The sequence below is a fragment of the Lacibacter sp. MH-610 genome (genome assembly GCF_045780045.1).
In the GTDB taxonomy this organism is placed as follows: Bacteria; Bacteroidota; Bacteroidia; order Chitinophagales; family Chitinophagaceae; genus Lacibacter.
The window spans coordinates 148,130-170,101 of the sequence record NZ_CP116002.1 but is presented as its reverse complement, the minus strand read 5'-3'; the positions used below and the strand labels follow the sequence as shown (position 1 = coordinate 170,101).

The window sequence follows — 21,972 nt, the reverse complement described above, 5'->3', positions numbered from 1 at the left end:
GCTTTGGAGTTCCCCCTTTAGGGGGCGGAGGGGATTAATACATAACAGGATAATACAATCTTGTTTTCCATTTTGCAGTATCCGGTTCTGCTCTTCTGTCCGTTAACAACATTTGAAACGGAATGGCGGGTGATGATTTCTGATGATCCGCTACATATTGTTTCATCGCTGCTTCGGCACTTTGTATGGTAGTATTTCCACCCCTTACCTCACTCACCAGTATAAAGCCGTTGGCAAGCATACGTTTCTGTAAAAAGGTTTCATTACCGTTTACTAAGGTTTTGGTTGGAACGGCCACCATTACCAGGAATTGGTTGGGCCCTTCATCAAAAATATTGAGCATCGGCGCACTCGTTTCTTCACCGCCATTTGTTTGAATATATTTCCGGATAGCATCAATCTGTTGGTAAACTTCTGTTACATCAGGATAATGATTCATGAGTGTACGGGTGGAGATCATAGCGCTGTCTTTAACCCGGCTCATTTCTATCTTAATGCCGTACACCAATTCTTCCCCATCAAAATTCTTCTTTAAAGCATTAAGCAGGTTTTCAATATTGGTTTTTGTTTTTTGAATTTTATTGTAAGTACTGATGCGTTTCAATGGTTGCAGCGGAATTTTTTCTGAATAGGCAACAGTAAAGCGGCTGGAGTCGGGCATTGTTTCGTCAATAATCAATTCGCCTCTTGCATGGCTTTCAAACCTTAGTGCAATTATATTGAGCAGTGATGTGCCTACCGTATAGGTTAGCTCCTCAAATTGGTAAGTACTGTCGTTAAGTTTGTTACCCGGCCATCCTTTTTTATTGCCGGCTTCATTTGTAAGCATCCGCAAAGCACCTTCATTGGTACAAGCTATTACTATTGATTTCGAAAACGATTGTTGTGAAGAAATGCCAACATAAAGTAATCCCGTGAGCGATAGCAGTACAACCACTAAAATAACAGTCCATCTTTTCATAACCAATCAGCTATTTTTCGTTTAAATTCACTTTCTAAAATACATGCAAATATGCGTCGTCTCCTGTTAATTTTAAGCATAACAGTTTCCACAACTTTTCTGTTCGGTCAAACCAGCAATCAATGGAAAATTGCTGCTTCCGGTTTTGATCCTTCTAATTACTACGGCATTACCGTTGCAAACGGAATGATTGGTGTGGTAAGCAGTCCCGAGCCATTTAAAGTAAAGGACGTTGTACTGGCAGGTGCTTATGATTTGTACGGTCGTGGAAGGGTAAGTAATTTTTTAAAGAGCTTCAATCTGCTCAATGCTTACCTGGAGATTGATGGCCGCCGCATGGATGCTAAAAATGTAACCAATATGAAACAGGAGCTGGATATGCAGAACGCCAGCTTCACCACCAGTTTTGATTATGGTGATAAAGCAACGGTGACTTATACCTATTATTCGCTTCGTCAGCTTCCGTTTACCGTGTTGATGGATGTAAGCATTGTAGCAAAGAGAGATATCAGCATCGGCGGTGCCAGTGTGATGGAAGCACCGGATGCACTCCGTGATGTGCAGAATTATTACAATGAAATTGACCGTCCGCATGTAACCATCAGCCTGCTTACTTCATCAGCAAAAAGTCCCACAGGAAAATTATTGATGTGCGCCAGCAATACCTTTCTCTTTACAGAAAAACACGGCAGTGAACCAAGAGTGATTCATGAAATGTGGGATAACAATATGCACCTGCTCAAATTCAGCAAACAAATAAAAGCTGGAGAAACCTATCGCTATTCCATTGCAGGTTCTTCTATCACATCTGCCCATCATGATGATCCGTTAAACGAGGCAGAACGCTTAACCATTTATGCCAAGCTGGAGGGAAGAGATCGTTTATTGAAATTTCATACACAGGCATGGGAAGAATTGTGGAAGAGCAGAATTATTATTGAAGGTGATGAACAATCACAACAGGATGTGAACAGCATGCTCTATCATTTGTATTCATTCACCAGAGAAGGCACAGCGCTATCACCATCACCGATGGGTTTAAGCGGATTGGGTTACAACGGTCATGTGTTTTGGGATACGGAATTATGGATGTACCCTGCATTGCTGGTATTAAAACCGGAGCTGGCAAAGAGTATGATTGAATACCGCTATCAACGTTTGGATGCAGCCAAACGAAATGCATTTGGCAAAGGATACAAAGGAGCCATGTTCCCATGGGAAAGTGCAGAAACAGGTGTGGAAGAAACACCGGTATGGGCGTTGAGCGGACCGTTTGAACATCACATCACCGCCTGTGTGGCCATTGCTGCCTGGAATTATTATTGTGTAACACAGGATAAAACATGGTTGCGGGAGAAAGGTTATCCGATACTAAGCGCTACGGCTGATTTTTGGGCCAGCCGTGTAGAACGCAATGGTCCGGGTAAGTATGATATTAAAAATGTAGTAGCGGCTGATGAGTGGGCAGAGAATGTTGACAACAATGCCTTTACTAACGCAGCCGCTCGGGCGAACTTAAACTTTGCAACAGAAGCGGCAAAAATATTAGGCATTGTTCCCGATGCTGACTGGATGAATGTAGCCAATAATATTCCCATCTTAAAATTTCCGGATGGTGTTACCAAAGAACATGCAACGTATAATGGTGAAGGCATTAAGCAGGCCGATGTAAACCTGCTTTCTTATCCGTTGAAGGAAGTAAAAGATCCTGCTGCTGTACGCAAAGACCTGGAGTATTATGAAAAACGGGTGCCCACAGAAGGTACACCGGCCATGACACAGGCTGTGTTTGCCTTGTTATATGCCCGCATTGGTGATGCTGATAAAGCGTACTACTGGTTTAAAGATGCATACGTGCCCAATCTCAATCCGCCGTTCCGTGTAATTGCAGAAACCAAGGGCGGCACCAATCCCTATTTTGCAACAGGTGCCGGTGGTATTTTACAAGCCATGCTCATGGGTTTTGGCGGTTTGGAAATTACACCGCAGGGCATCATACAAATTAAAACGGTATTACCTAAGAACTGGAAGAGTGTTACCATTACAGGTGTAGGTAAAGAGAAGAAGACGTTTGTGAACAAACGGTAGAAGAAGACTTATCCTGAGCGTAGTCGAAGGATGTAGCAGAGTGATGAATATCTATTGAGCGTCTGTTGCGTCGCACTCTTGTACTGCTTAAATTATATTGAGCAATTTGTATATAAAAGTTTCATTTGTTATCTGGCTGCTCCAAGCGGCCTGGTAAGTGAGGATATTTAAATTTCGGAGACTGGTGTCAGGACGTTGCAAACGTCAGACACCTGTAACTTATGATATGAAAGAACGGCATCTAAGCTATATCATCAAAAACGAAAAATGGAAGTTTTACTTCTCAGATTATCTCAATAGATATTTCTTTTTAGTAGTACCTGTTGGTTTTATTATTTTAGGTATATATCCACTCTTTGATAAGAATGTTTTAAGCAGATTCAGTTTAGCTGGTTTTTATTCTTTTTTTCCTTTTTGGTTTTTAGCCATAGGTACCAGCTTGTTGGTATATTCATATCGACGAATAGAGAGTGAACGAATATTTCGGAAAATTGAAATTCAGAGAGAGATTTCTTCAAGTGAATTAAGTTCATGGCTTGTAGAATTAGGATGGTCAATTGAAGATGTAAAACAGAAATTTATTATAGCAGAAACAGATTGGTCAGCTTTTTCGTGGGGCGAAGAAATAACTATCGTTCTATGTAGAGACTATCTGCTAATTAATTCCAGAACAACAGGATCACAACCATTTACAATGGGCAGAGACATTTATAATTATAAGAGATTAAAAGAATACCTTGAGCTCAGGTTATTGGCACGTTGATTTTTTATCCTTGCTGATCTTGAGAATCAAAGCTCATTAAATGTCCACCGCCCTTGTTGTGTGTTTTCACCAACAAGGGATTTCATATAAAAGTATTCCCAACAGATTCTTCGTTCCTCAGAATAACAGCAATGTTCATCTTTCTGATACACATAGGATGTACAATAAAGTTCAACTGTAATTCACTACAGTAGTAGAAAGCTAAATCAGGGTACATTCCGATTTCGGGCTGTCATCGAAATCGGGCTCTTTTTTGTTTCTTTTTGGAGAAGCAAAAAGAAAAGAAGAAAATATATTTGCTCATGAACAAAGCTTTCCTCTTCGACCTTGACGGTACGCTTATTGATACCATGCACTGGCACTTCATTACATGGCAGGTAGTGGTGGAAGAACTGGGCAGTGAGCTCAAAGGTGACGCCCTCATAAAAGAACTCTATGGCAATGGCGCCGAACTCATGCACCGCTTAGTGCCGCACAAAACATTTACGGAAGAAGAGGCAAGGAAAATTGTGGATGATAAAGAAGCACGCTACCGCAACCTATACGGTCAAAACATTACGGTGCTGGAAGGGGCAAGGGAATTTTTAGAAGAAGCACAGCAGCATCAAATCCCCATGGGCATTGGTACCGCCAGCAACCAGGCCAATATTGATTTTGCGTTAGACTTTTTGGATTTACGGAAATACCTCAACGCAATTGTGGGGGCGGATGATGTGGAGTTCAGCAAACCGCACCCTGAAACATGGCTCAAACTCGCCGAAGCTTTGAATACAGACCCGGCCCATTGCATTGTATTTGAAGATGCTCCCAAAGGCGTGGAAGCCGCCCAAAAAGCGGGTATGAAGGCGGTGGCTATTACCGGTCACTATTCCGCAAACGATTTCAATGGGTATGAAAATATCCTGCAAATTGTTCCCTCCTTAAGTGCTTTGAAAATGAGTGAATTACTTTATCTTTAATCCCAACGGTGAGACCGCCTAAAGCGGGCCGACCTGACAACTGATAACTATTGATGGTGAGAATTTTTGCTTCCATATTTTTTCTTGCGGTTATCCTCTTCAACAGCGGCGGTTACCGTTTGCTCATGAATTACCTGGAAGCACATCAAAATACACAACTGGAACGCAGGCTGGATGAAAAGCAATACGATGAAACTGCTTTGATTGAAATTCATGTGCCTGTATCACTTCCTTATCAAACCGACTGGAAAGAATTTGAACGTGTAAATGGTGAAATAGAATACCAGGGCACGCATTACAAATTTGTAGAACGCAAGTTGCAGGGTGGAGAAATGATTTACAAATGCATTCCCAATGAAGGCAAAGCACAATTGGTAAATGCTCGTGAAAATTTTTTCAAGCTGGTGAACGATTTGCAAACACAGGAATCATCCTCTAAAAAATCGGCAACCAATCATTCTGTAAAAACATTCAGCTTTGATTACTGTGATGAACTCAAGAGCTGGAGTTTAATTTCATTACAACAGGAAGTATCTTCTTACAATACATACACTGCAGCATTTCTCTCTGCTGCTCACATCCTTACACCGGAGCAACCTCCCGAAGCATAATTTTTAAGCATTCAAAATGCTTATCCCCTCCTGGGAGGGGTGGCAGTACTTTAAACATTTATGATGATTGAAAAGGGGTGGGTGTTCAATAGAATTTCCTGACCCCGAAATGTGCGACGCAAGGGACGATGCCACAAGCACATCAGCCCGTTACCAAAAAATAACAGATTAAAAAATGAAACAGATTGTATGGATAGCAGTGATGACATTATTCATCATTGCCTGCAAAGAAAAAGGTGATTATCAGCAATTGACCAATAACCCTTATCTCTACAGCAAAACGGTTAAGAAGCTCAACAATGTAGTGCTTGAAAATAATTTTCCGCCTATGATAGCAGCACGCAACTATGTATATGCAAGCATTGCAGGTTATGAATGTATAGCTTCGGGTGATGCCAATTATCAATCGCTGAGCGGACAAATTAAACACATGCCTGCGATGCCCAAGCCTGATACATCAACTGCTAAAATTGATTTTCAACTGGCAGCATTATTGGCATTTACAAAAGTGGGGAATGCAGTTACATTTCCTGAAGGAAGTATGATGGAATATTATGAAGAGTTGAAACACAAAGCAGATTCTGCAGGAATGTCTTCCTCCATGCTGGATGCCACCGTAGCATTTGCTGATACCGTTGCAGCAGCCGTACTCAAATGGAGCAAAGGTGATAACTATGCACAAACACGTGGTGCTGAAAAATTCAATGTAACAGAAGAAGAAGGCAGATGGGTGCCCACACCACCGATGTATGCAACAGCAGTAGAACCGCATTGGGGTGAAATAAGACCCATGGTATTGGACAGTTCTTCACAGTTTGAAATTCCACGTCCACCTGTATTTGATGTAAAAAATAAAAACAGCAGTTTTTATAAATACATGATGGAAGTAAAGAATGTGGGCGATAGTTTGAGTGAAGAACAAAAACATATTGCCGATTTCTGGGATGATAATCCGTTTAAGATGAATGTGAGCGGGCATGTGATGTTTGCAACTAAAAAGTTTTCACCTCCCGGTCATTGGTTAAATATTGTGGGTATTGCAGCCAAAGAAGCAAAGGCAGATTTTAATTCGACCGTTGCCGCCTATGCTTTAACATCTATTGCTTTCTTTGATGCATTCATCCGTGGATGGCAGGAAAAATATACCAGCAATTACATTCGCCCTGAAACTGCTATCAATAAATATGTGAGCCAGGATTGGCGGCCTTATATTCAAACACCTCCGTTTCCTTCTTATGTGAGCGGGCATGCTACCAACTCAGCAGCCGCAGCCGAAGCAATGACAAGTATGTTTGGCGACAAGTTATCTTTTACCGATACTTCTTTACTGGAATTTGGTATTGAGAACCGTGTCATCAAATCTTTTCGTGATGCAGCGGAAGAAGCAGCTATGAGCCGTTTATACGGCGGTATTCATTTTCGTTTTGATAATGAAGAAGGCCTCATCGCCGGCAAAAAAATTGGTGAGCTGATTGTACAACGTTTGCAACTGAAGAAAAACTAAAACCTTTCATCACTCAAACTCAGTTTGAGGATTGATTCAACAACCAAATCAAAAAACATGAAACAATTTATTATAATGTGTGCTCTTTTAATGAGCATGTATAAAGTTCAGGCGCAAGGCTGTGTGGCTGTACGCAGCGGTGGTGCTATGTGTACCATGGATCATGCAGATACAGCCAACCAATCCGGCTGGCAGTTGAACACAGGGTATCGTTATTTTTATTCCTTCCGGCATTATGTTGGAAAAGAGGAACAGAAAGAAAGAGTGGAAAGAGGTACTGATGTTCGCAACTGGCAGCATGCAGTGGATGTAACACTCATCCGTCATTTCAACAATCGCTGGTCGCTCTATGCCAATCTTCCTGTTATCTCCAATCGACGTTCTTCTATGTATGAGCACTATGGTAATAACAGTACTAGTCCAATTGCCAGGAATGAAACCCATTCATTTGGTATAGGTGATCTGCGAGTTGCTGTACAGCATTGGATATTCAATCCTGAAACTTCCAAAAAAGGTAATGTGCAGATAGGTGCAGGATTAAAACTGCCCACCGGTGATTATCGGTACACAGATTTTTTTCATAAACCCGGGGCAGGTGGTAAAGACAGCGTGGTATTAGGTCCCGTTGATCAATCCATTCAATTGGGTGATGGTGGAACCGGGTTTACCGTTGAAGCAAACGCATATTATAATTTTTCAAAAACCATCGGTGTGTACGGAAACTTTTTTTATCTCCTCAATCCAAGAGAGCATAACGGCGTATCTACTGCACGTGGTGGTGCTACTGCTGCAACAGCATTGGCGTATGGCAGCAGTGTAATGAGTGTGCCTGATCAATACATGCTGCGGGGCGGTGTTAATGCAAGTTTTGGCCGTTTAACCGTTTCTGCAGGCGCAAGAATGGAATGTGTTCCCGCTAAAGATTTGATTGGCGGCAGCAGCGGTTTCAGAAGACCCGGTTATATTATGGGTGTGGAGCCGGGAATTAATTATCAACTGCGCAGGATGAATCTGTTTGCTACGGTACCGGTGTGGACGGTTCGCAACAGAACACAAAGTGTTCCTGATAAAGTACGTACACAATTAACGGGTGTGTATGCTCATGGCGATGCTGCTTTTTCTGATTATACAATTAATATCGGTTGGAGTGTGCGGTTTTAATAAAATTCATCCGGTTATAAAAGCTGCTGTAGTTTTACAGCAGCTTTTTTGTTCTTAAAGCTTTATGAAAGTTCTATCTTTAGCTTCCCTTAATTGATTATGCAGCAAAGTACACTCAAGAAAATGTCAGAAGTGCTGGGCATCAGTATCTCTACGGTATCCCGTGCACTTAAAGATCACCCTGATATTTCAGCAGCTACCAAACAAAAAGTAAAAGAGCTGGCCAGGGCCATGGAGTATGAACCCAATGCCTATGCTGTACAGTTGCGTACAAGGCAGAGTAATGTACTGGGTATTTTAGTTCCTTCTATTCTTAATTATTTTTACGATTCGTTTATTGCGTCAGTAGAAGAAGAAGCACGTAAGCATGGTTACTCTGTATTGATTATGCAAAGCGGCGACCAGGCGGATGTGGAGTCAACCAACTTGCAAATTATGCGTAAGCATATGGTGATGGGTGTGTTTGCAGCCATTACGGTTGAAACGGAAGATCTGAGTCAGTTCAAACGCATGGAAGAGTTGCAGGTGCCCATCGTATTTATTGACCGTGTGCCCACCATTGATGGATTTACAAAAGTCTCTATGGCAGATGAAGATGCAGCACGTATTGCAGCAGAAGCCATCATTGCAAAAAGGAAAAAGAATGTACTGGCCTTGTTCGGGCATCCGCATTTAAGCCTCACACAACGCAGGGAAAAAATATTTAAAAAGACTTTTGCCGAGCAAGCTTCTTCTACGGCAGTTTCCATAGAGTATCCTGAAAATCCAAACACATCTTTTGATGTGGTGATGCATGCATTTAGTAAGACAAAAAAGCCGGATACAATTTTTTGTATGGGTGATATGATTTTGATGGGGGTAATGAAAGCAGTACACCGGTTAAACCTGAATGTGCCGGAGGATGTTTCCATCATCGGCATTAGTAACGGATGGATTCCTACCTTGTTTAAACCACAGATCACCTATGTTGAAACAAGTGGTTATAAATTGGGAAAACTGGCATTTGCAAAAATGGTGAAACGTATCAAGCAGGAACCGGCGAGCGAAAACGTTTGCGTTCCGTCTATTTTAATTGAAGGCGGTTCTTTGTAGCTGTTTTACTTGGTAAGTTGTAATGCAAAAAGTACATTTAGTGTATAACCAACTTGCCATGAACAATCTAAGAGTGAAACTCTCTCTTTTCCTCAATTATTTTGTATTTGCCATTTTGCTCAATAGTGTGGGCACCGTCATATTACAGGTACAGGGTAACTTTGATATATCAAAAGGAAGCGCCAGTGTATTAGAAGCGTTTAAAGATTTAAGCATTGCAATTACTTCTTTCCTGATTGCATCTTACGTTAATAAGTTGGGATACAAACGGACCATGTTAATGGCACTTGGCCTGGTAACTGTTATGTGTTTTATTTTACCCACTACTCAAACATTCCTCATGACCAAACTGATGTTTGCAGCAGCAGGAATTGGTTTTGCCATGATTAAAGTGAGCGTGTTTGCAACACTTGGTTTGGTTACTACTTCACAAAAAGATCACCTGAGCACTATGAGTTTCCTGGAATCTATGTTTATGGTTGGTGTACTCTCCGGGTATTTTTTGTTTGGTCAGTTTGTGGATAACAATAATCCAAAATCAACGGAATGGTTTAATGCCTATTATGTACTGGGGGGATTAGCAGCAGCAGCGTTTTTATTATTGCTCACCACGCCCTTAGATGAGTCCAGAATTAAGGCAGAAGAAAAATACAAGTCTATAGGTGAAGACTTTGTAGAAATGATAAAACTCATTGTATTTCCTCTTGTATTGGTATTTATCTTTTGCGCTTTTCTCTATGTGTTGATTGAGCAGAGTATTATGAGCTGGTTGCCAACTTTCAACAAAGATGTATTAAAACTTTCCACCAGTCTGGCCATTCAGATGGCAAGTATTCTTTCTGCTTCCATTGCATTAGGTCGTTTTTTAGCAGGCATTGTGTTGCGCAAAGTAGATTGGTTAATTGTTTTAGTCGTTTGTTTACTTTGTGCTGCAGGATTGGTGTTGCTGGTGGTACCATTAGCCAAAGAAGTAGATGTGGCTTCTATTACTCAGCTAAGTGATGTGCCACTGATTGCATTTGCTTTTCCGCTGATCGGATTGTTTTTAGCACCTATCTACCCGGCAATCAATTCTGTGATATTGAGCAATCTTCCTGCACATAAGCATAGTTCTATGAGTGGTTTGATTGTGGTGTTCTCTGCATTGGGAGGTACAACAGGTTCTATCATTACCGGTCATGTGTTTGATGCTTATGGCGGACAAACCGCATTTTATTTTTCATTAATTCCTGTTACCATACTCATTTTTTTACTGTTTCTGTTTAAAAGATTGCAGAATAAGAGTGGTAACAGCATTTCATTTAACTCATCTGCTTCTCATTAATGAATCCGTCAGTACAGATATTTGAACTGCATCCTTTGTTTGAAGAGGTGCAATTGCAAAAAGTATTTGCAGACGGGAAAACTTTTGTGGACTGTACTCCAAAAATAAGTACCGGGGAAATTCTGCAACTGTATCTGCAACAAAAAGATAAAGCCGGTTTTGATTTAATGGCATTTGTGTTGCAGCATTTTCATTTGCCCAAAGCATTCACAGCAGATGTTGTTCTGCAATCAGCATCAGTAGAAGAGCATATTCATCAATTGTGGAATGTATTAACACGTAAGCCGGATGAGGCCGGTGGTTCACTCATTCCCCTACCGAATGCTTATGTGGTACCGGGTGGGCGTTTTGGTGAAGTATATTACTGGGACAGTTATTTTACCATGCTTGGTTTGCAGGCAAGCGGCCGCTATGAGATGATTGAAAACATGGTGAAGAATTTTGCCCATCTCATTTACACCCTTAGCTTTATTCCAAACGGTAACAGAACCTATTATCTTGGCCGCTCACAACCACCGTTCTTTTCATTGATGGTTCAGTTACTTGCAGCAATCAAAGGAAAAGAAATACTGATTTCGTATTTACCTGCACTACAGAAAGAATATACATTCTGGATGTATGGAAGAGAACAGCTGAACAGAAGAAATATTGCAGTGAATCATGTGGTAATGATGAGCGATGGGGCTGTACTCAACCGTTATTGGGATGTATTTGATACACCAAGACCCGAATCCTACAGGGAAGATGTGGAACTGGCACATGCACATACTGAACCGCAGCAAATGTACCGGCATCTGCGTGCAGGGGCCGCCAGCGGCTGGGATTACAGTTGCAGGTGGTTTGCTGATGTAAATCAATTTGATACCATTCATACAACTGATATTATTCCGGTTGATTTAAATTGTCTGCTTTATCATTTGGAGTTGACAATCGCAGAAGCACACGAATTGAATTTTGAAAGCACCGAAGCAGAACACATGCGAAAAGCCGCATTGCAACGTAAACAAGCCATTCAAAACTATTGCTGGAATAAAACATTGCAGTTTTATACGGATTTTGATTTTATAAAAGCAGAACCAACAACAGTACAATCATTAGCAGCTTCTTTTGCCTTGTATTTTGAAGTGGCAACGAAAGAGCAGGCAGAGGCGATTACTGCCTCTCTGACGAATGAATTTTTAAAAGATGGTGGATTAATTACGACGCTTTATACCACAGGTCAGCAATGGGATGCACCGAATGGCTGGGCACCGTTGCAATGGATGAGTATTATCGGACTTGAGCATTATGGTTATCATGAACTGGCAGCAACCATTGCCAAGCGATGGATAAAATTGAACAAAGATGTGTTTGCCCGTACAGGTAAATTAATGGAAAAGTACAATGTAGTAGATACACATTTAGAAGCAGGCGGTGGTGAGTATGAAGGCCAGGATGGTTTCGGCTGGACGAATGGAGTGCTGCTGGCGTTGATGAAAAAGTATGATTAGCCCCACGCCGCTTTAAAAAACGCATTCAGTTTATACGCATCCAATTTTTTATCTGTTCTCACACTGCTGCACAAATCCAAACCAAAAGGTTGCACTTCTTCAATCGCCTGCTGTACATTCTCTGCTTTTAATCCACCGGCCAGAAACACAGGTACTTTTGATTGCTCCACAATCTTTCTGCTCAACTTCCAGTTATGCGTATTGCCGGTGCCGCCCAACACTTTTACTGCCAGGTTGGGATTGCCACTGTCTAATAACAAGGCATCCACTTCTTCACTGATGCGTACCGCTTCGTCTACACTGCTTTCGTCAATAACATGAATTACCTGTACCAATTTTACAGAGGGTAGTGCCATTTTAATCTGCTGATAAGTTCCTTCACTCAATGCATCTACAATCTGAATCGTATTCGTCAATACTTTTTGATGATGGGTAATGATATCCTCTGCTTTTGTTTCACTCGTCAATAAAAAAGTTCCAATGGGCGGCGGAACTGTTTTTGCAATTTCAAAAATCAATTCATCCGTTATAACGCCTGGTCCGCTGGGCATAGGACCAACCAATCCCAATGCAGATGCGCCATGTGCAACAGCCAGTTTTGCTTCATCAATGGATGAAATACAACAGATTTTAATGCGGGGTTTCATACCTCACCCTCGTTCCCTCTCCAAAGGCAGAGGGAGGCCAGGCTTTATTTTTTTAGTTCAACTTTAGTAATTAAGCATTTCAGCATTTGAAACTTATCATCAACAATTTAGCTATTTTAATTTAATTATAATTTACGCCAAGCAAGGATTGTGGGTTGATTTTCCCTCTCCTTGGGAGAGGGATTAAAGGGTGAGGTTGGCGTCAAACAATCGAAACTCATACGGCTTCAACACCAAAAACTCATGGTCACCTCCAACTGTTAAGGTTTCTCCCGTCCAATGGTCGTACAAAGTGGCCGGTGGATTTCCTTTTTCCTTAAACGCATACCAGGTAAGAAAGGATGCTTCATCTTTAAAATTAAACACACCCCAAAAACGGGAGCCATGATGTTCACGGAGATAAGTGGCCACATGAATATTATGCGGTGTAATCCAACTGATATTGCTTTTATCTGCAATCACCGAAAGTTGTTTTCGTATCGCAATTAATTTTTGTGTACCGCTGAAGATGCTGTGTTCTACCGTTCCTTCTTTATCAATTTTTTTGTTCTTCTTCCAATCAATGAGCGGGCGGTGCATCCAGCGGTTATCATAACTCTTGCCATCCTCTTTTAAATAACTGTAATCGTTGGTGTAGCCGCACTCATCACCATAAAACAACATGGGTACTCCGCCGAGAAAGAAACTGTGTGCCTGCATCAGCAAAATTTTCTGGATGCTCAGCTCAATTGCTTTTTCATCTTTTTCCTTGAGTGCTTTTTCCAACCCGCATAAAGAAGCCAGTGAACCGCTGATGCGTGCATCACCTGTTTTATCATTCACACTAAACAAAGCGCCAGTGGCAGGCGAGCCGCTATAAGCACCACTGTAATAATCTTTAATATACTTCCTGTGTTGATACGGATTATATCCTGCTGCTGCAATCATTTCATCATCATAACCCAAACCAATATCATCATGACAACGTGTATAAGTAATCCACGAAGTGCCATACGGTTTTTTCAAAATCTCCTGTTGTGCAGCCAGCATTACTTTGGTATCACCTGTTGCCAGCATATCCCATTGCAACGCCATTTGTGTAGCGTTGTAGGCAAAATCACATTCACGACCTGTATAGTTATCCGTACCAAAGTATTTCATAATTTCTTTAGGAGCTACAATGGCTTCGCCCAGCAATGCCATACCCGGTGTTGCAATCTGCACACACTGTTTAATTAATCGAAGAATGGTATGTGCCTGCGGCAGGTTTTGACTGGTGGTGCCCAGTTGTTTCCAGATAAACGCAGGGGCGTCAATCCGCAGAATATCAACGCCGAGATTCGCATAAAAGAAAATCGTATCCAGCATTTCAATCAATACCTGCGGGTTGGTATAATTCAAATCCCATTGATAATTATGAAAAACGGTCATCACCCATTTGTTCACTTCTTTGATGTATGTAAAACTGCCCGGTGAGCTTTCAGGAAATACTTCCGGCATTGTTTTATCATATTCATCAGGCAGACTTCGGTCGTTATAGAAATAAAAATAATCCTGGTATTGTTTTTCGCCCTGCTTTGCTTTGAGCGCCCACTCATGTTTGTGTGAAGTGTGATTCAAAACAATATCCAGCATCAGGTACATATTTCGTTCCTGCATGCTGGATTGCAATGCCTGCAAATCTTCCAATGTACCAAAACGCTCATCTACTTTTCTGAAATTACTTACAGCATAGCCGCCATCACTTTCATTTGCCGGACTTTCAAACAAAGGCATCAGGTGTAAAAAGTTTACGCCCAGTTGTTCAAAATAATCGAGTTTGTTTTGCATGGATTTTATGTCTCCGCAAAAACGGTCTACATACAAACTCATGCCTGTTATTTCATTGCTGATGAACCAATGCTCTTTTTGTAATTTTTCTGTATCACGTTTTTTTAATGAAGCGCTTCTTGTTTCATAAGCGGCAATCACTGTTTGAATTAACCGGTCAAACAACTGCTCTGTATCAGACCTATGCTGATAAAGCTCGAGGTACAATTCAAAAACAGCTCCTGCATTGGCCAGCATACGTGTGTAAAACGAATTGTCCTTACCCGCCACGTCCATCTTTTTTTCTTTGAGGATGGCATTAATATGTTCGTGCAAACCAAAATTGTACATATCAGTTAAATATATCGCTGCTTAAATGTTTAAAGGCTTCCATGGCGCCTAAGTATTCACAAGTGCGTGCACCTGCTTTGTTGCCATTAGCAATAATTGCTTTCCAATCAGCCATACTTAACGAAGATTTTGTTTTATCTCTTAACTGGTACAACACGGCTCCGGTGAATGCATCACCTGCACCGGTAGTATCAACAGGTGTAATGGCTATGCTTGGCACAATATGCGTTTCATTGCTGATGCCCAGCATTGTTCCTTCTTTACCAATCGTTATAGCAAATACTGCTTTTGTTTTTTGATGAAACACTGCTGCTGCTTCCTGCACAGTCAACGTATCAGTGAGCATCATTGCTTCTTCATCACTTACTTTAAAGAAGTCGCATTGCTGTAAAAAATTCCATGATTGTGCAATGAAAGATGCTTTTTTATTTTGAAATAACAGGTGACGGTAGTTAGGGTCAAAGCTGATGAAACAATTTTCAGCTTTTGCTTTTTGCAATAAATGCACGTATGCTTCTTTCAATGGCCCGTCTAAAAATCCTGTAGCTGAGCCAAAGTGCACAATAGAAACATCCGTTAAATCAATAGCATCTACTTCTTCTTTCGTTAATTGACCATCAGCGCCACGGTTAAAATAAAAATCACGTTCACCATTTTCCATCAACGACACAAACGCAAACGTAGTGAAATGATGTGCATCCTGCAGCATATGTTTGGTACGCACACCAAAGTCCTGCATCACATCAATCAAATGTTTGCCAAAGGGGTCAATGCCCACTTTGGCACTCAGTTCCACATCACCTCCAAGTGCTGCAATAGCTGCTGCTACATTGGTAGGAGCGCCACCGGGTTTCTTTAAAAAGTTTTCGCCATCGCTTAATGCTTTGCCTTTGTCGGTACAAATCATATCAATAAGCGCTTCACCTATACAGAGAATTTTCATCACAGAAATTTTTTTATGTTATCAGCTAGTGTATTGCTATTTAACTTTTGTTGCGTCGCATTTTAAATCCCGTCTTTAGCGGGACTCTTCATCGGTCAGTAATTCTATTCAGCACCCATCCCTTTCAGGCATCATAAAAGTTCTACACCATGCCACCCCTCCGGGGAGGGGATAAACATCTTTCTATTTTATTTATTTCAACTATTTATAAACTCTTTTGCAAGATAGGGCTGTGCCTTGGTGGCCTTCCTTCGGGGAGGGTCGGGATTGGCCGCCCTAATGCACCCTTACCCCCATATCTTCCAACGCCACACCTTTTGTTTCGGGCATCATTCTCCAAACAAATATTAATTGCAACACCATCATCAGCGCAAAAAAACCAAAGATGGTAGCTCCACCAAGACTTCCAGCAAAGAATGGAAAGGTTTGTGAAATCACTGCCGCAAAAAACCAATGTGTTAAACATCCAAACGATGTTCCTGATGCACGAACGGAGTTGGGAAATATCTCCGAAAGAAAAACCCATATTACCGAACCTTGACCAATAGCGTGTGCTGCAATAAAAAGAAAAACAAAAATGGGAACACCTCCGTCAATTACCCCGGCAAAAGCAAGGGACATTAACGTAAGCGAAATAATATAACCAACAGAACCGATGTACATCAATGTTCTTCTGCCGCTGCGGTCAATTAAATACCAACCCAGAATTGTAAATAGAAAATTGATAATGCCAATACCGGCACTGGAAAGAAACGCAGCATCTTTACCAAGCCCTGCCATTTCAAATACACGTGGTGCAAAATAAATGATGGCATTAATACCTGACAGTTGATTGAAGAATGCCAACAAAAAAGCCAGTAACAATGGTTTTGAAAACTTACCGGAGAACAAGGATTCTTTTTTAGGTGTGATGGTATTTTTAATTTCATGAATCAGTTCATCGGCATTGGCACCGCTTATTTCAAAAATAGTTCTTGCACCCTGCTCATCATTTTTATTGAGCAGTAACCAACGTGGACTTTCCGGTGTAAACAACATCATCACCGAAAAAAACAAAGAAGGAATAGCAATAATGCCCAGCATATAACGCCAGTCATTTTCACCACCAACTCCCTGCAATAAATAATTGATAAAGTAAGCAAGCAGGATACCTGCTACTACATTCAGTTGAAATGCAATTCCCATTTTTCCACGATGCTGCGGTGGTGCAATCTCAGAAATATACACAGGTGCTACTACTGAGGAGGCGCCAATGCTCAATCCGCCTAAGAAACGGAATGCCATAAAGGTGTATACATCATTGGCCAATGCACTGCCTACCGCTGAAACAAAAAAGATGATACCGATCAATATCAATGTTTTCTTTCTGCCAAACTTATTGGCGGGAATACCACCACCTGCTGCGCCAAGGATGGTTCCATACAAGGCCATGGCAATAGCAGTACCATGCATCCAATCGCTCAGGTTCCAGAGTTTTTGAATGCGTTGTTCTGCACCTGAGATATTGGCTACATCCATGCCAAATAATAAACCGCCAAGTGCAACGGTGATGGACCAGAAGATGAGTTTTTTGTTCATAAATTATAATCGGAGTTATTAATGACCACCACCTGTTAAAACAACATCGTCTTCATGTTTTTTTGCTTTTATTAAAAGTGTTGCGGCTGCAGCTATTAACAAAAACACACCGGCAAACAAAACAGCTTTGCCACTGTCATTATTCAAAAAGTTTTTGAGTATATAGCCAAACGTCAGGTTCTGAATGATCATGGGTATTACAATCATCATATTGATGATACCCATGTACACTCCATAACGTTCTTTAGGTATTTCACTCACCACCATCAAATAAGGAATACCCATCATGCTGGCCCAGCCAATACCAAAACCGGTGATAGCAGGAAACAAAAGGTATTTATTCTCAATCATGGGAAATACAATGAATCCTATACCTGCCAGTATCAAGCAGCTTACATGCACCAGCTTCGGAGAATATTTCTTTGCAAACCATACGAGTCCAAACGCACATAAGAAGGTTACAATATTATACCATCCGTTTACTAATCCTGTCCAGCTTACGGCTTCCTCATACAACTTGGGATTGTCCTGCGGTGTGGTTTTATAAACGGAGAGAGCAATACTCTTGCTGCTGTTTTGCCAATAACAAAACAAAGCATACCATTGAAACAAATACACCAAACCGAGTTGCCACATTACACGGGGCATATCTTTAATGGCATGAGCAATTTCTATAAAAGGTGTAAAAATGTTGAGTGGTGTGGCACGTATTTTTTGCAACTCTTCATCCGTTGGCGGAATTTCTGAAGTAGTTCTTGAACTCCACCAGATAGATGCAATGGAACAAACAGAACCCAAAAAGAAGGAGGCATATACCCAGGTGGGAAGTTTACCGGTTGTACCAACAAATATCATTGGAAAAACAAAGAGCGATACGTTTGCGAGTGTTTGACCAAAGCCGGTAAAAAAGCTTTGTGCCTGGAAACCTGTTGCCTGTTGTGAGGGGTCTAATTTATCTGCAATAAAAGCACGGTATGGTTCCATAGCGGTGTTGTTACCTGCATCTAAAATCCATAACAATCCTGCAGCCATCCACAAACTACTGCTGAACGGATAAAAGAATAAAGCGATGCTGCACAACAAAGCGCCAACAAAGAAATAAGGTTTACGCCTTCCTAATCTTGGTATCCATGTTTTATCACTCAACGCACCAATGATGGGCTGCACCAACAAACCCGTCATAGGACCTGCTAGATTTAGAAAAGGAATTTCATCAGGGCTTGCACCCAGCATATCATAAATAGGATTCACGGCACTTTGCTGCAATCCAAAACTGTATTGGATGCCGAAGAATCCCACATTCATATTAATGATCTGGGAAAAGGACAGACGTGGTTTGTAAGCAATCATGGTTTGATTTTGGTTGGTGGTAAAAGATAGTCATTATCAGCAACAATTTGCTGCAATTGATCAAGAGGGGATTTAAAAATAAGGAGGAATTAAAACGGAGACAACGGCATGGATTTTTGCAATCGTTTGATGTTTGGAAAAAGAGTACACCCCGTCAGACGCCCTTGTCGGACGGAATAAAAATCTTGTTGTTATCGCCATCCGACGAGGGCGTCTGATGGCTTCTAACTCCTCACATCCATTACATCCCTCAATCCATTACCCAATAAGTTGAATGCAAGTACCAATAACATAATGGCAATACCGGGCGCTATGGCCAGCATGGGATTATTGGTGATGATGAAGTTGTAGTTTTCTTTAATCATCAAACCCCAACTTGGTTGCGGAGGTTGTACACCTAAACCCAGAAAACTCAAACCAGCTTCAATCACAATAGCACTGGCAAAATTGGAAGCCGCAATCACCATCACCGGGCCCATAATATTGGGAAGAATATGACGGATGATGGTTCTGGCACCGGAAAAACCCATGGCTTTGGTGGCTTCAATGTAATTCAGTTCACGAATGCTGAGCACCTGTCCACGTACCAAACGTGCTACATTCACCCAAAGCGTTAAACCCACGGCAATGAACACCTGCCAGTAACCTTTGCCCAAAGCCAGTGTGATTGCAAATACCAATAGCAATGTGGGAATACTCCATACCACATTTACAAACCACATGACGATATCATCTGTTTTGCCACGGAAATAACCCGCAATGGAGCCGAGAAAAATTCCCACCGTTAATGAAATGAGAACGGCAATAAAACCCACACCTAAACTTACCCTTGTACCAATGATGAGCCGGCTTAAAATATCACGGCCGAATTTATCAGTACCTAACCAGAAGGTTTTGGTTGTAACAAACCCTTCAGGATTTACACCTTCAATGTGTAGCGAAACAGGCTCTGTTATACCTTCATCAATATACTTTTCCGCAAAAACTGTATCTCCTTTTATTTTGAATGAGCTGATTGGAATCAATTCATAAGACTCATCTCTTCCCCAAAAAAAACCTTTAATCACACTTGGTTTCTCTTTTATTATCAGAGGGATTTTTAGAAAATGTTGACGATGGCCCGGTTTTTTTGCTGCAATTTCTACAATAATCCTGTTGGCATCAGGTGTAGCGTCGGGAGCTATCATATAGGCAAATACAGCCGTCAGGAATGCCAGTACAATTACTGCCAATCCAAAAACAGCGCCTTTATTACGGCGCAGTTTTTTCCAGAAGGTTTTAAAAAAAGAAACGTTTTGCTCCGGCATCAGCTCAAAGTAAAGCAAATTATCTTTCCTATTTTACTTTCCTGCCTTTCCATTCATAGGTTCCGAACTTACCGAACCATCCGGCTATTATGGTATAAATAATGTGAAACGGCTGCAGTACCGGAAACCACATCAGCAACGCTTGCTTTCTGAAAAACGAAGCCACAGGAATCAAAAAAATCAACTCTGTAATCGTTTTAGTAAAGAATATTGCCAGTAACAGGATCCATATTGCTGCGTTGAAACATCCTGCCACCAGCAAAGTGAGTAAAAAGAAATTGAACAAATACACCAGCAGCAACACCCAAAAGATACGTTTGTCGTTATACTTGTCTGCTTTACTGGCCCAACGGATCCGCTGACGGAAAAAATCTTTTATTGTTTCTACGGGATCGGTCAACACAATACTGCCGGGTGAATAACAGTAATGCACTTTGCCAGGAAACTGTTGCTGTACTTTATACATCAGCAACATGTCATCGCCACTGGCAATATGATCCACCTCTTTAAAGCCATCAACAGCGGCAAATGCTTTTTTACTGTAACAGAGATTGGCGCCATTGCACATGCTGTGAAAACCGGCACCTACGCTGGCAGCTGTAATTCCCTGCAGACTTAAAAAATCAAGGCTTTGAAATAGTTTAATAAAAGATGATTCTTCTTTCATCGTTACCGGCGCTGCAATAAACTCACTTTGCTGCTGCTCAATCATCCATGCAAAGTTCAAGAGCCAGTTTTCAGGAACGGTACAATCTGCATCAGTAGTAACAATATAATCACCTGTTGAGTGCTGAATCCCAACTTCAATGGCTTTCTTTTTATAAGAATTAATCCGTTGCGTGATGCTGTCTTTCAGTTGAACCAGTTTTACGTTTGAAAATTGTTGCACAGTAGCAGCAGTTTTGTCTTCACTGAAATCATCAATTACAATTATTTCCACTAATGCTTTTGGGTAATTGAGTTGCTGCATGCTTTGCAAACAGGCAGCAATATTCTTTTCTTCATTACGTGCAGGAATCAACACAGTGAATGTTACGGACGGCGTAAACGATGGGTTCACCGTTACAGGTTTTAATGCTTGCAACCAATAACGGTACAGGAGAAGCAAACTGCAGTAAGCAACAACAAATAATATAGCAGCAATAAGCCATGCCATAGTGCAAAATAAGAAGGCAGGAATGAATCTGAAAGTTTATTTGAGTGTGGCTGCAGTAAGCGCCTGTACAATTATAGCAGCATTTTTTTCTTTCAGGAGTTGATGACCGCTTTTCAGAACAGTTACACGTACAAAAGGTTCTGCTCCTTTTTGAAGGCGGAAACCATATGCCGGCAAGATCACACGGTCGTACTCACCAAAGAGTAAATGAACCGGAATCCGGTGTTTGATGATCTGCTGCTTCACCTGTTGCAGATGCGGACGGAACTTGCGCATGGTTGTCCAGATGCGGTAGAGATCATCCCGCATCTTTTTATTGTCAATATAGGCATGTACAAATTTGGCTACACTTATATTGATCCATCCTGCACGTTTGAGCACATCCACCATCCATGCAAACCACTGCGGATATTGCATGGTAAAGCGAAACAGACTATTACCTGCCCCTGTTTGTGTGGCCAGCCAATACCAGAAATTTACTTTCAATCCATCCGGCGCAAGAAATGTAGCTGTTTCAATTTGTTGCGGTATTCGTTCCAGTAAACTTAAACCAACACGTCCGCCCATGCTGTAGCAAAGCAGATGGATCTTTTTGTTTTTATAGTCATCAATCATTTGTTCTAACAGGAGCATCATTCCTTTCGTAGGAAAAGTGAGTGTTTTGTGCCATTTCGTTTCCCCGTGCCAGGGAAAATCGAGTGCATAAATCGTAAAGGCATCTCCCAAATGTTTTTCCAGAAATGCGAATTTTGCTGCCTCTTCGCCAAATCCATGCAGACATACGAGTACTTCTTTTCCACTTCCTCCTTTGAGGTAAGAAAAGGTTGCTTGTTCATATTCTGTAAAGAATCGCTGCATCCTTGTTAAATCTGAAAATATTTACTGAGTGTAAACTTTTT

18 protein-coding genes are annotated in these 21,972 nt (G+C 41.3%); 9 read left to right on the top strand and 9 right to left on the bottom strand.

Features of this window, described 5'->3' with window-relative positions; all coding sequences use genetic code 11:
* Window positions 1–34: 34 nt before the first annotated feature.
* Window positions 35–961, bottom strand: coding sequence for a hypothetical protein (locus PDL71_RS00795; RefSeq protein WP_407524165.1), 927 nt, complete (start codon window positions 959–961; stop codon window positions 35–37).
* Between the two features lie 51 nt (window positions 962–1,012).
* Between PDL71_RS00795 and PDL71_RS00790 the strand changes: the two genes are divergently transcribed.
* The 9 genes from PDL71_RS00790 to treF all read left to right on the top strand — a co-directional run bounded on the left by PDL71_RS00790 (window position 1,013) and on the right by treF (window position 11,953).
* Window positions 1,013–3,049: a glycoside hydrolase family 65 protein gene (locus tag PDL71_RS00790; RefSeq protein WP_407524163.1), complete on the top strand. Its 2,037-nt coding sequence runs from the start codon at window positions 1,013–1,015 to the stop codon at window positions 3,047–3,049.
* 226 nt (window positions 3,050–3,275) lie between these two features.
* Window positions 3,276–3,812, top strand: coding sequence for a hypothetical protein (locus tag PDL71_RS00785; protein WP_407524161.1), 537 nt, complete (start codon window positions 3,276–3,278; stop codon window positions 3,810–3,812).
* A 302-nt stretch (window positions 3,813–4,114) separates the two neighbouring features.
* Entirely contained in the window at window positions 4,115–4,771 is a 657-nt protein-coding gene (locus PDL71_RS00780) for an HAD family hydrolase (RefSeq protein WP_407524159.1), read from the top strand.
* Window positions 4,772–4,824: 53 nt separating this feature from the next.
* The gene (locus PDL71_RS00775; protein ID WP_407524157.1) at window positions 4,825–5,382 is read left to right on the top strand and encodes a hypothetical protein; all 558 of its coding nucleotides are present in this window, start codon (window positions 4,825–4,827) and stop codon (window positions 5,380–5,382) included.
* Between the two features lie 175 nt (window positions 5,383–5,557).
* Window positions 5,558–6,886, top strand: coding sequence for a vanadium-dependent haloperoxidase (locus PDL71_RS00770; RefSeq protein WP_407524155.1), 1,329 nt, complete (start codon window positions 5,558–5,560; stop codon window positions 6,884–6,886).
* Window positions 6,887–6,943: 57 nt separating this feature from the next.
* Window positions 6,944–8,047, top strand: a complete 1,104-nt coding sequence (locus tag PDL71_RS00765) for a hypothetical protein (protein WP_407524153.1) — start codon at window positions 6,944–6,946, stop codon at window positions 8,045–8,047.
* A 99-nt stretch (window positions 8,048–8,146) separates the two neighbouring features.
* A complete protein-coding gene (locus PDL71_RS00760) occupies window positions 8,147–9,139 on the top strand; it encodes a LacI family DNA-binding transcriptional regulator (protein ID WP_407524151.1) in 993 nt (330 codons plus the stop codon).
* A 58-nt stretch (window positions 9,140–9,197) separates the two neighbouring features.
* Window positions 9,198–10,463 (top strand): MFS transporter, encoded by a 1,266-nt coding sequence (locus PDL71_RS00755; RefSeq protein ID WP_407524149.1) that lies wholly within the window; start codon window positions 9,198–9,200, stop codon window positions 10,461–10,463.
* Window positions 10,463–11,953: an alpha,alpha-trehalase TreF gene (gene treF / locus PDL71_RS00750; protein WP_407524147.1), complete on the top strand. Its 1,491-nt coding sequence runs from the start codon at window positions 10,463–10,465 to the stop codon at window positions 11,951–11,953. Before PDL71_RS00755 ends, treF begins: the two co-directional genes overlap by 1 nt.
* Here treF and PDL71_RS00745 read toward each other — a convergent pair.
* The 8 genes from PDL71_RS00745 to PDL71_RS00710 all read right to left on the bottom strand — a co-directional run bounded on the left by PDL71_RS00745 (window position 11,950) and on the right by PDL71_RS00710 (window position 21,931).
* Complete coding sequence (locus PDL71_RS00745) at window positions 11,950–12,600, bottom strand: phosphoribosylanthranilate isomerase (RefSeq protein ID WP_407524145.1); 651 nt, start codon at window positions 12,598–12,600, stop codon at window positions 11,950–11,952. The genes treF and PDL71_RS00745 overlap by 4 nt on opposite strands.
* Window positions 12,601–12,783: 183 nt before the next feature.
* On the bottom strand, window positions 12,784–14,739 hold the full coding sequence (locus tag PDL71_RS00740) for an amylosucrase (RefSeq protein ID WP_407524143.1): 1,956 nt from the start codon (window positions 14,737–14,739) through the stop codon (window positions 12,784–12,786).
* A gap of 1 nt (window position 14,740) precedes the next feature.
* Window positions 14,741–15,682 (bottom strand): carbohydrate kinase family protein, encoded by a 942-nt coding sequence (locus tag PDL71_RS00735; RefSeq protein ID WP_407524141.1) that lies wholly within the window; start codon window positions 15,680–15,682, stop codon window positions 14,741–14,743.
* Between the two features lie 276 nt (window positions 15,683–15,958).
* The gene (locus tag PDL71_RS00730; protein ID WP_407524139.1) at window positions 15,959–17,260 is read right to left on the bottom strand and encodes a sugar porter family MFS transporter; all 1,302 of its coding nucleotides are present in this window, start codon (window positions 17,258–17,260) and stop codon (window positions 15,959–15,961) included.
* 18 nt (window positions 17,261–17,278) lie between these two features.
* Entirely contained in the window at window positions 17,279–18,610 is a 1,332-nt protein-coding gene (locus PDL71_RS00725; protein WP_407524137.1) for an MFS transporter, read from the bottom strand.
* Between the two features lie 224 nt (window positions 18,611–18,834).
* A complete protein-coding gene (locus tag PDL71_RS00720; protein ID WP_407524135.1) occupies window positions 18,835–19,917 on the bottom strand; it encodes an ABC transporter permease in 1,083 nt (360 codons plus the stop codon).
* A 28-nt stretch (window positions 19,918–19,945) separates the two neighbouring features.
* Complete coding sequence (locus PDL71_RS00715; RefSeq protein ID WP_407524133.1) at window positions 19,946–21,073, bottom strand: glycosyltransferase; 1,128 nt, start codon at window positions 21,071–21,073, stop codon at window positions 19,946–19,948.
* A 36-nt stretch (window positions 21,074–21,109) separates the two neighbouring features.
* Window positions 21,110–21,931: an alpha/beta fold hydrolase gene (locus PDL71_RS00710; protein ID WP_407524131.1), complete on the bottom strand. Its 822-nt coding sequence runs from the start codon at window positions 21,929–21,931 to the stop codon at window positions 21,110–21,112.
* Between the last annotated feature and the right edge of the window lie 41 nt (window positions 21,932–21,972).

What these genes read in the sequence shown, in the direction of transcription:
- PDL71_RS00740 (WP_407524143.1), bottom strand. Translation starts at nt 14,739, where the DNA reads ATGTACAATTTTGGTTTGCACGAACATATTAATGCCATCCTCAAAGAA.
- PDL71_RS00730 (WP_407524139.1), bottom strand. Translation starts at nt 17,260, where the DNA reads ATGAACAAAAAACTCATCTTCTGGTCCATCACCGTTGCACTTGGCGGT.
- PDL71_RS00760 (WP_407524151.1), top strand. Translation starts at nt 8,147, where the DNA reads ATGCAGCAAAGTACACTCAAGAAAATGTCAGAAGTGCTGGGCATCAGT.
- PDL71_RS00790 (WP_407524163.1), top strand. Translation starts at nt 1,013, where the DNA reads ATGCGTCGTCTCCTGTTAATTTTAAGCATAACAGTTTCCACAACTTTT.
- PDL71_RS00770 (WP_407524155.1), top strand. Translation starts at nt 5,558, where the DNA reads ATGAAACAGATTGTATGGATAGCAGTGATGACATTATTCATCATTGCC.
- PDL71_RS00780 (WP_407524159.1), top strand. Translation starts at nt 4,115, where the DNA reads ATGAACAAAGCTTTCCTCTTCGACCTTGACGGTACGCTTATTGATACC.
- PDL71_RS00725 (WP_407524137.1), bottom strand. Translation starts at nt 18,610, where the DNA reads ATGATTGCTTACAAACCACGTCTGTCCTTTTCCCAGATCATTAATATG.
- PDL71_RS00765 (WP_407524153.1), top strand. Translation starts at nt 6,944, where the DNA reads ATGAAACAATTTATTATAATGTGTGCTCTTTTAATGAGCATGTATAAA.
- treF (WP_407524147.1), top strand. Translation starts at nt 10,463, where the DNA reads ATGAATCCGTCAGTACAGATATTTGAACTGCATCCTTTGTTTGAAGAG.
- PDL71_RS00745 (WP_407524145.1), bottom strand. Translation starts at nt 12,600, where the DNA reads ATGAAACCCCGCATTAAAATCTGTTGTATTTCATCCATTGATGAAGCA.
- PDL71_RS00785 (WP_407524161.1), top strand. Translation starts at nt 3,276, where the DNA reads ATGAAAGAACGGCATCTAAGCTATATCATCAAAAACGAAAAATGGAAG.
- PDL71_RS00795 (WP_407524165.1), bottom strand. Translation starts at nt 961, where the DNA reads ATGAAAAGATGGACTGTTATTTTAGTGGTTGTACTGCTATCGCTCACG.
- PDL71_RS00715 (WP_407524133.1), bottom strand. Translation starts at nt 21,073, where the DNA reads ATGGCATGGCTTATTGCTGCTATATTATTTGTTGTTGCTTACTGCAGT.
- PDL71_RS00775 (WP_407524157.1), top strand. Translation starts at nt 4,825, where the DNA reads ATGGTGAGAATTTTTGCTTCCATATTTTTTCTTGCGGTTATCCTCTTC.
- PDL71_RS00755 (WP_407524149.1), top strand. Translation starts at nt 9,198, where the DNA reads ATGAACAATCTAAGAGTGAAACTCTCTCTTTTCCTCAATTATTTTGTA.
- PDL71_RS00720 (WP_407524135.1), bottom strand. Translation starts at nt 19,917, where the DNA reads ATGCCGGAGCAAAACGTTTCTTTTTTTAAAACCTTCTGGAAAAAACTG.
- PDL71_RS00735 (WP_407524141.1), bottom strand. Translation starts at nt 15,682, where the DNA reads ATGAAAATTCTCTGTATAGGTGAAGCGCTTATTGATATGATTTGTACC.
- PDL71_RS00710 (WP_407524131.1), bottom strand. Translation starts at nt 21,931, where the DNA reads ATGCAGCGATTCTTTACAGAATATGAACAAGCAACCTTTTCTTACCTC.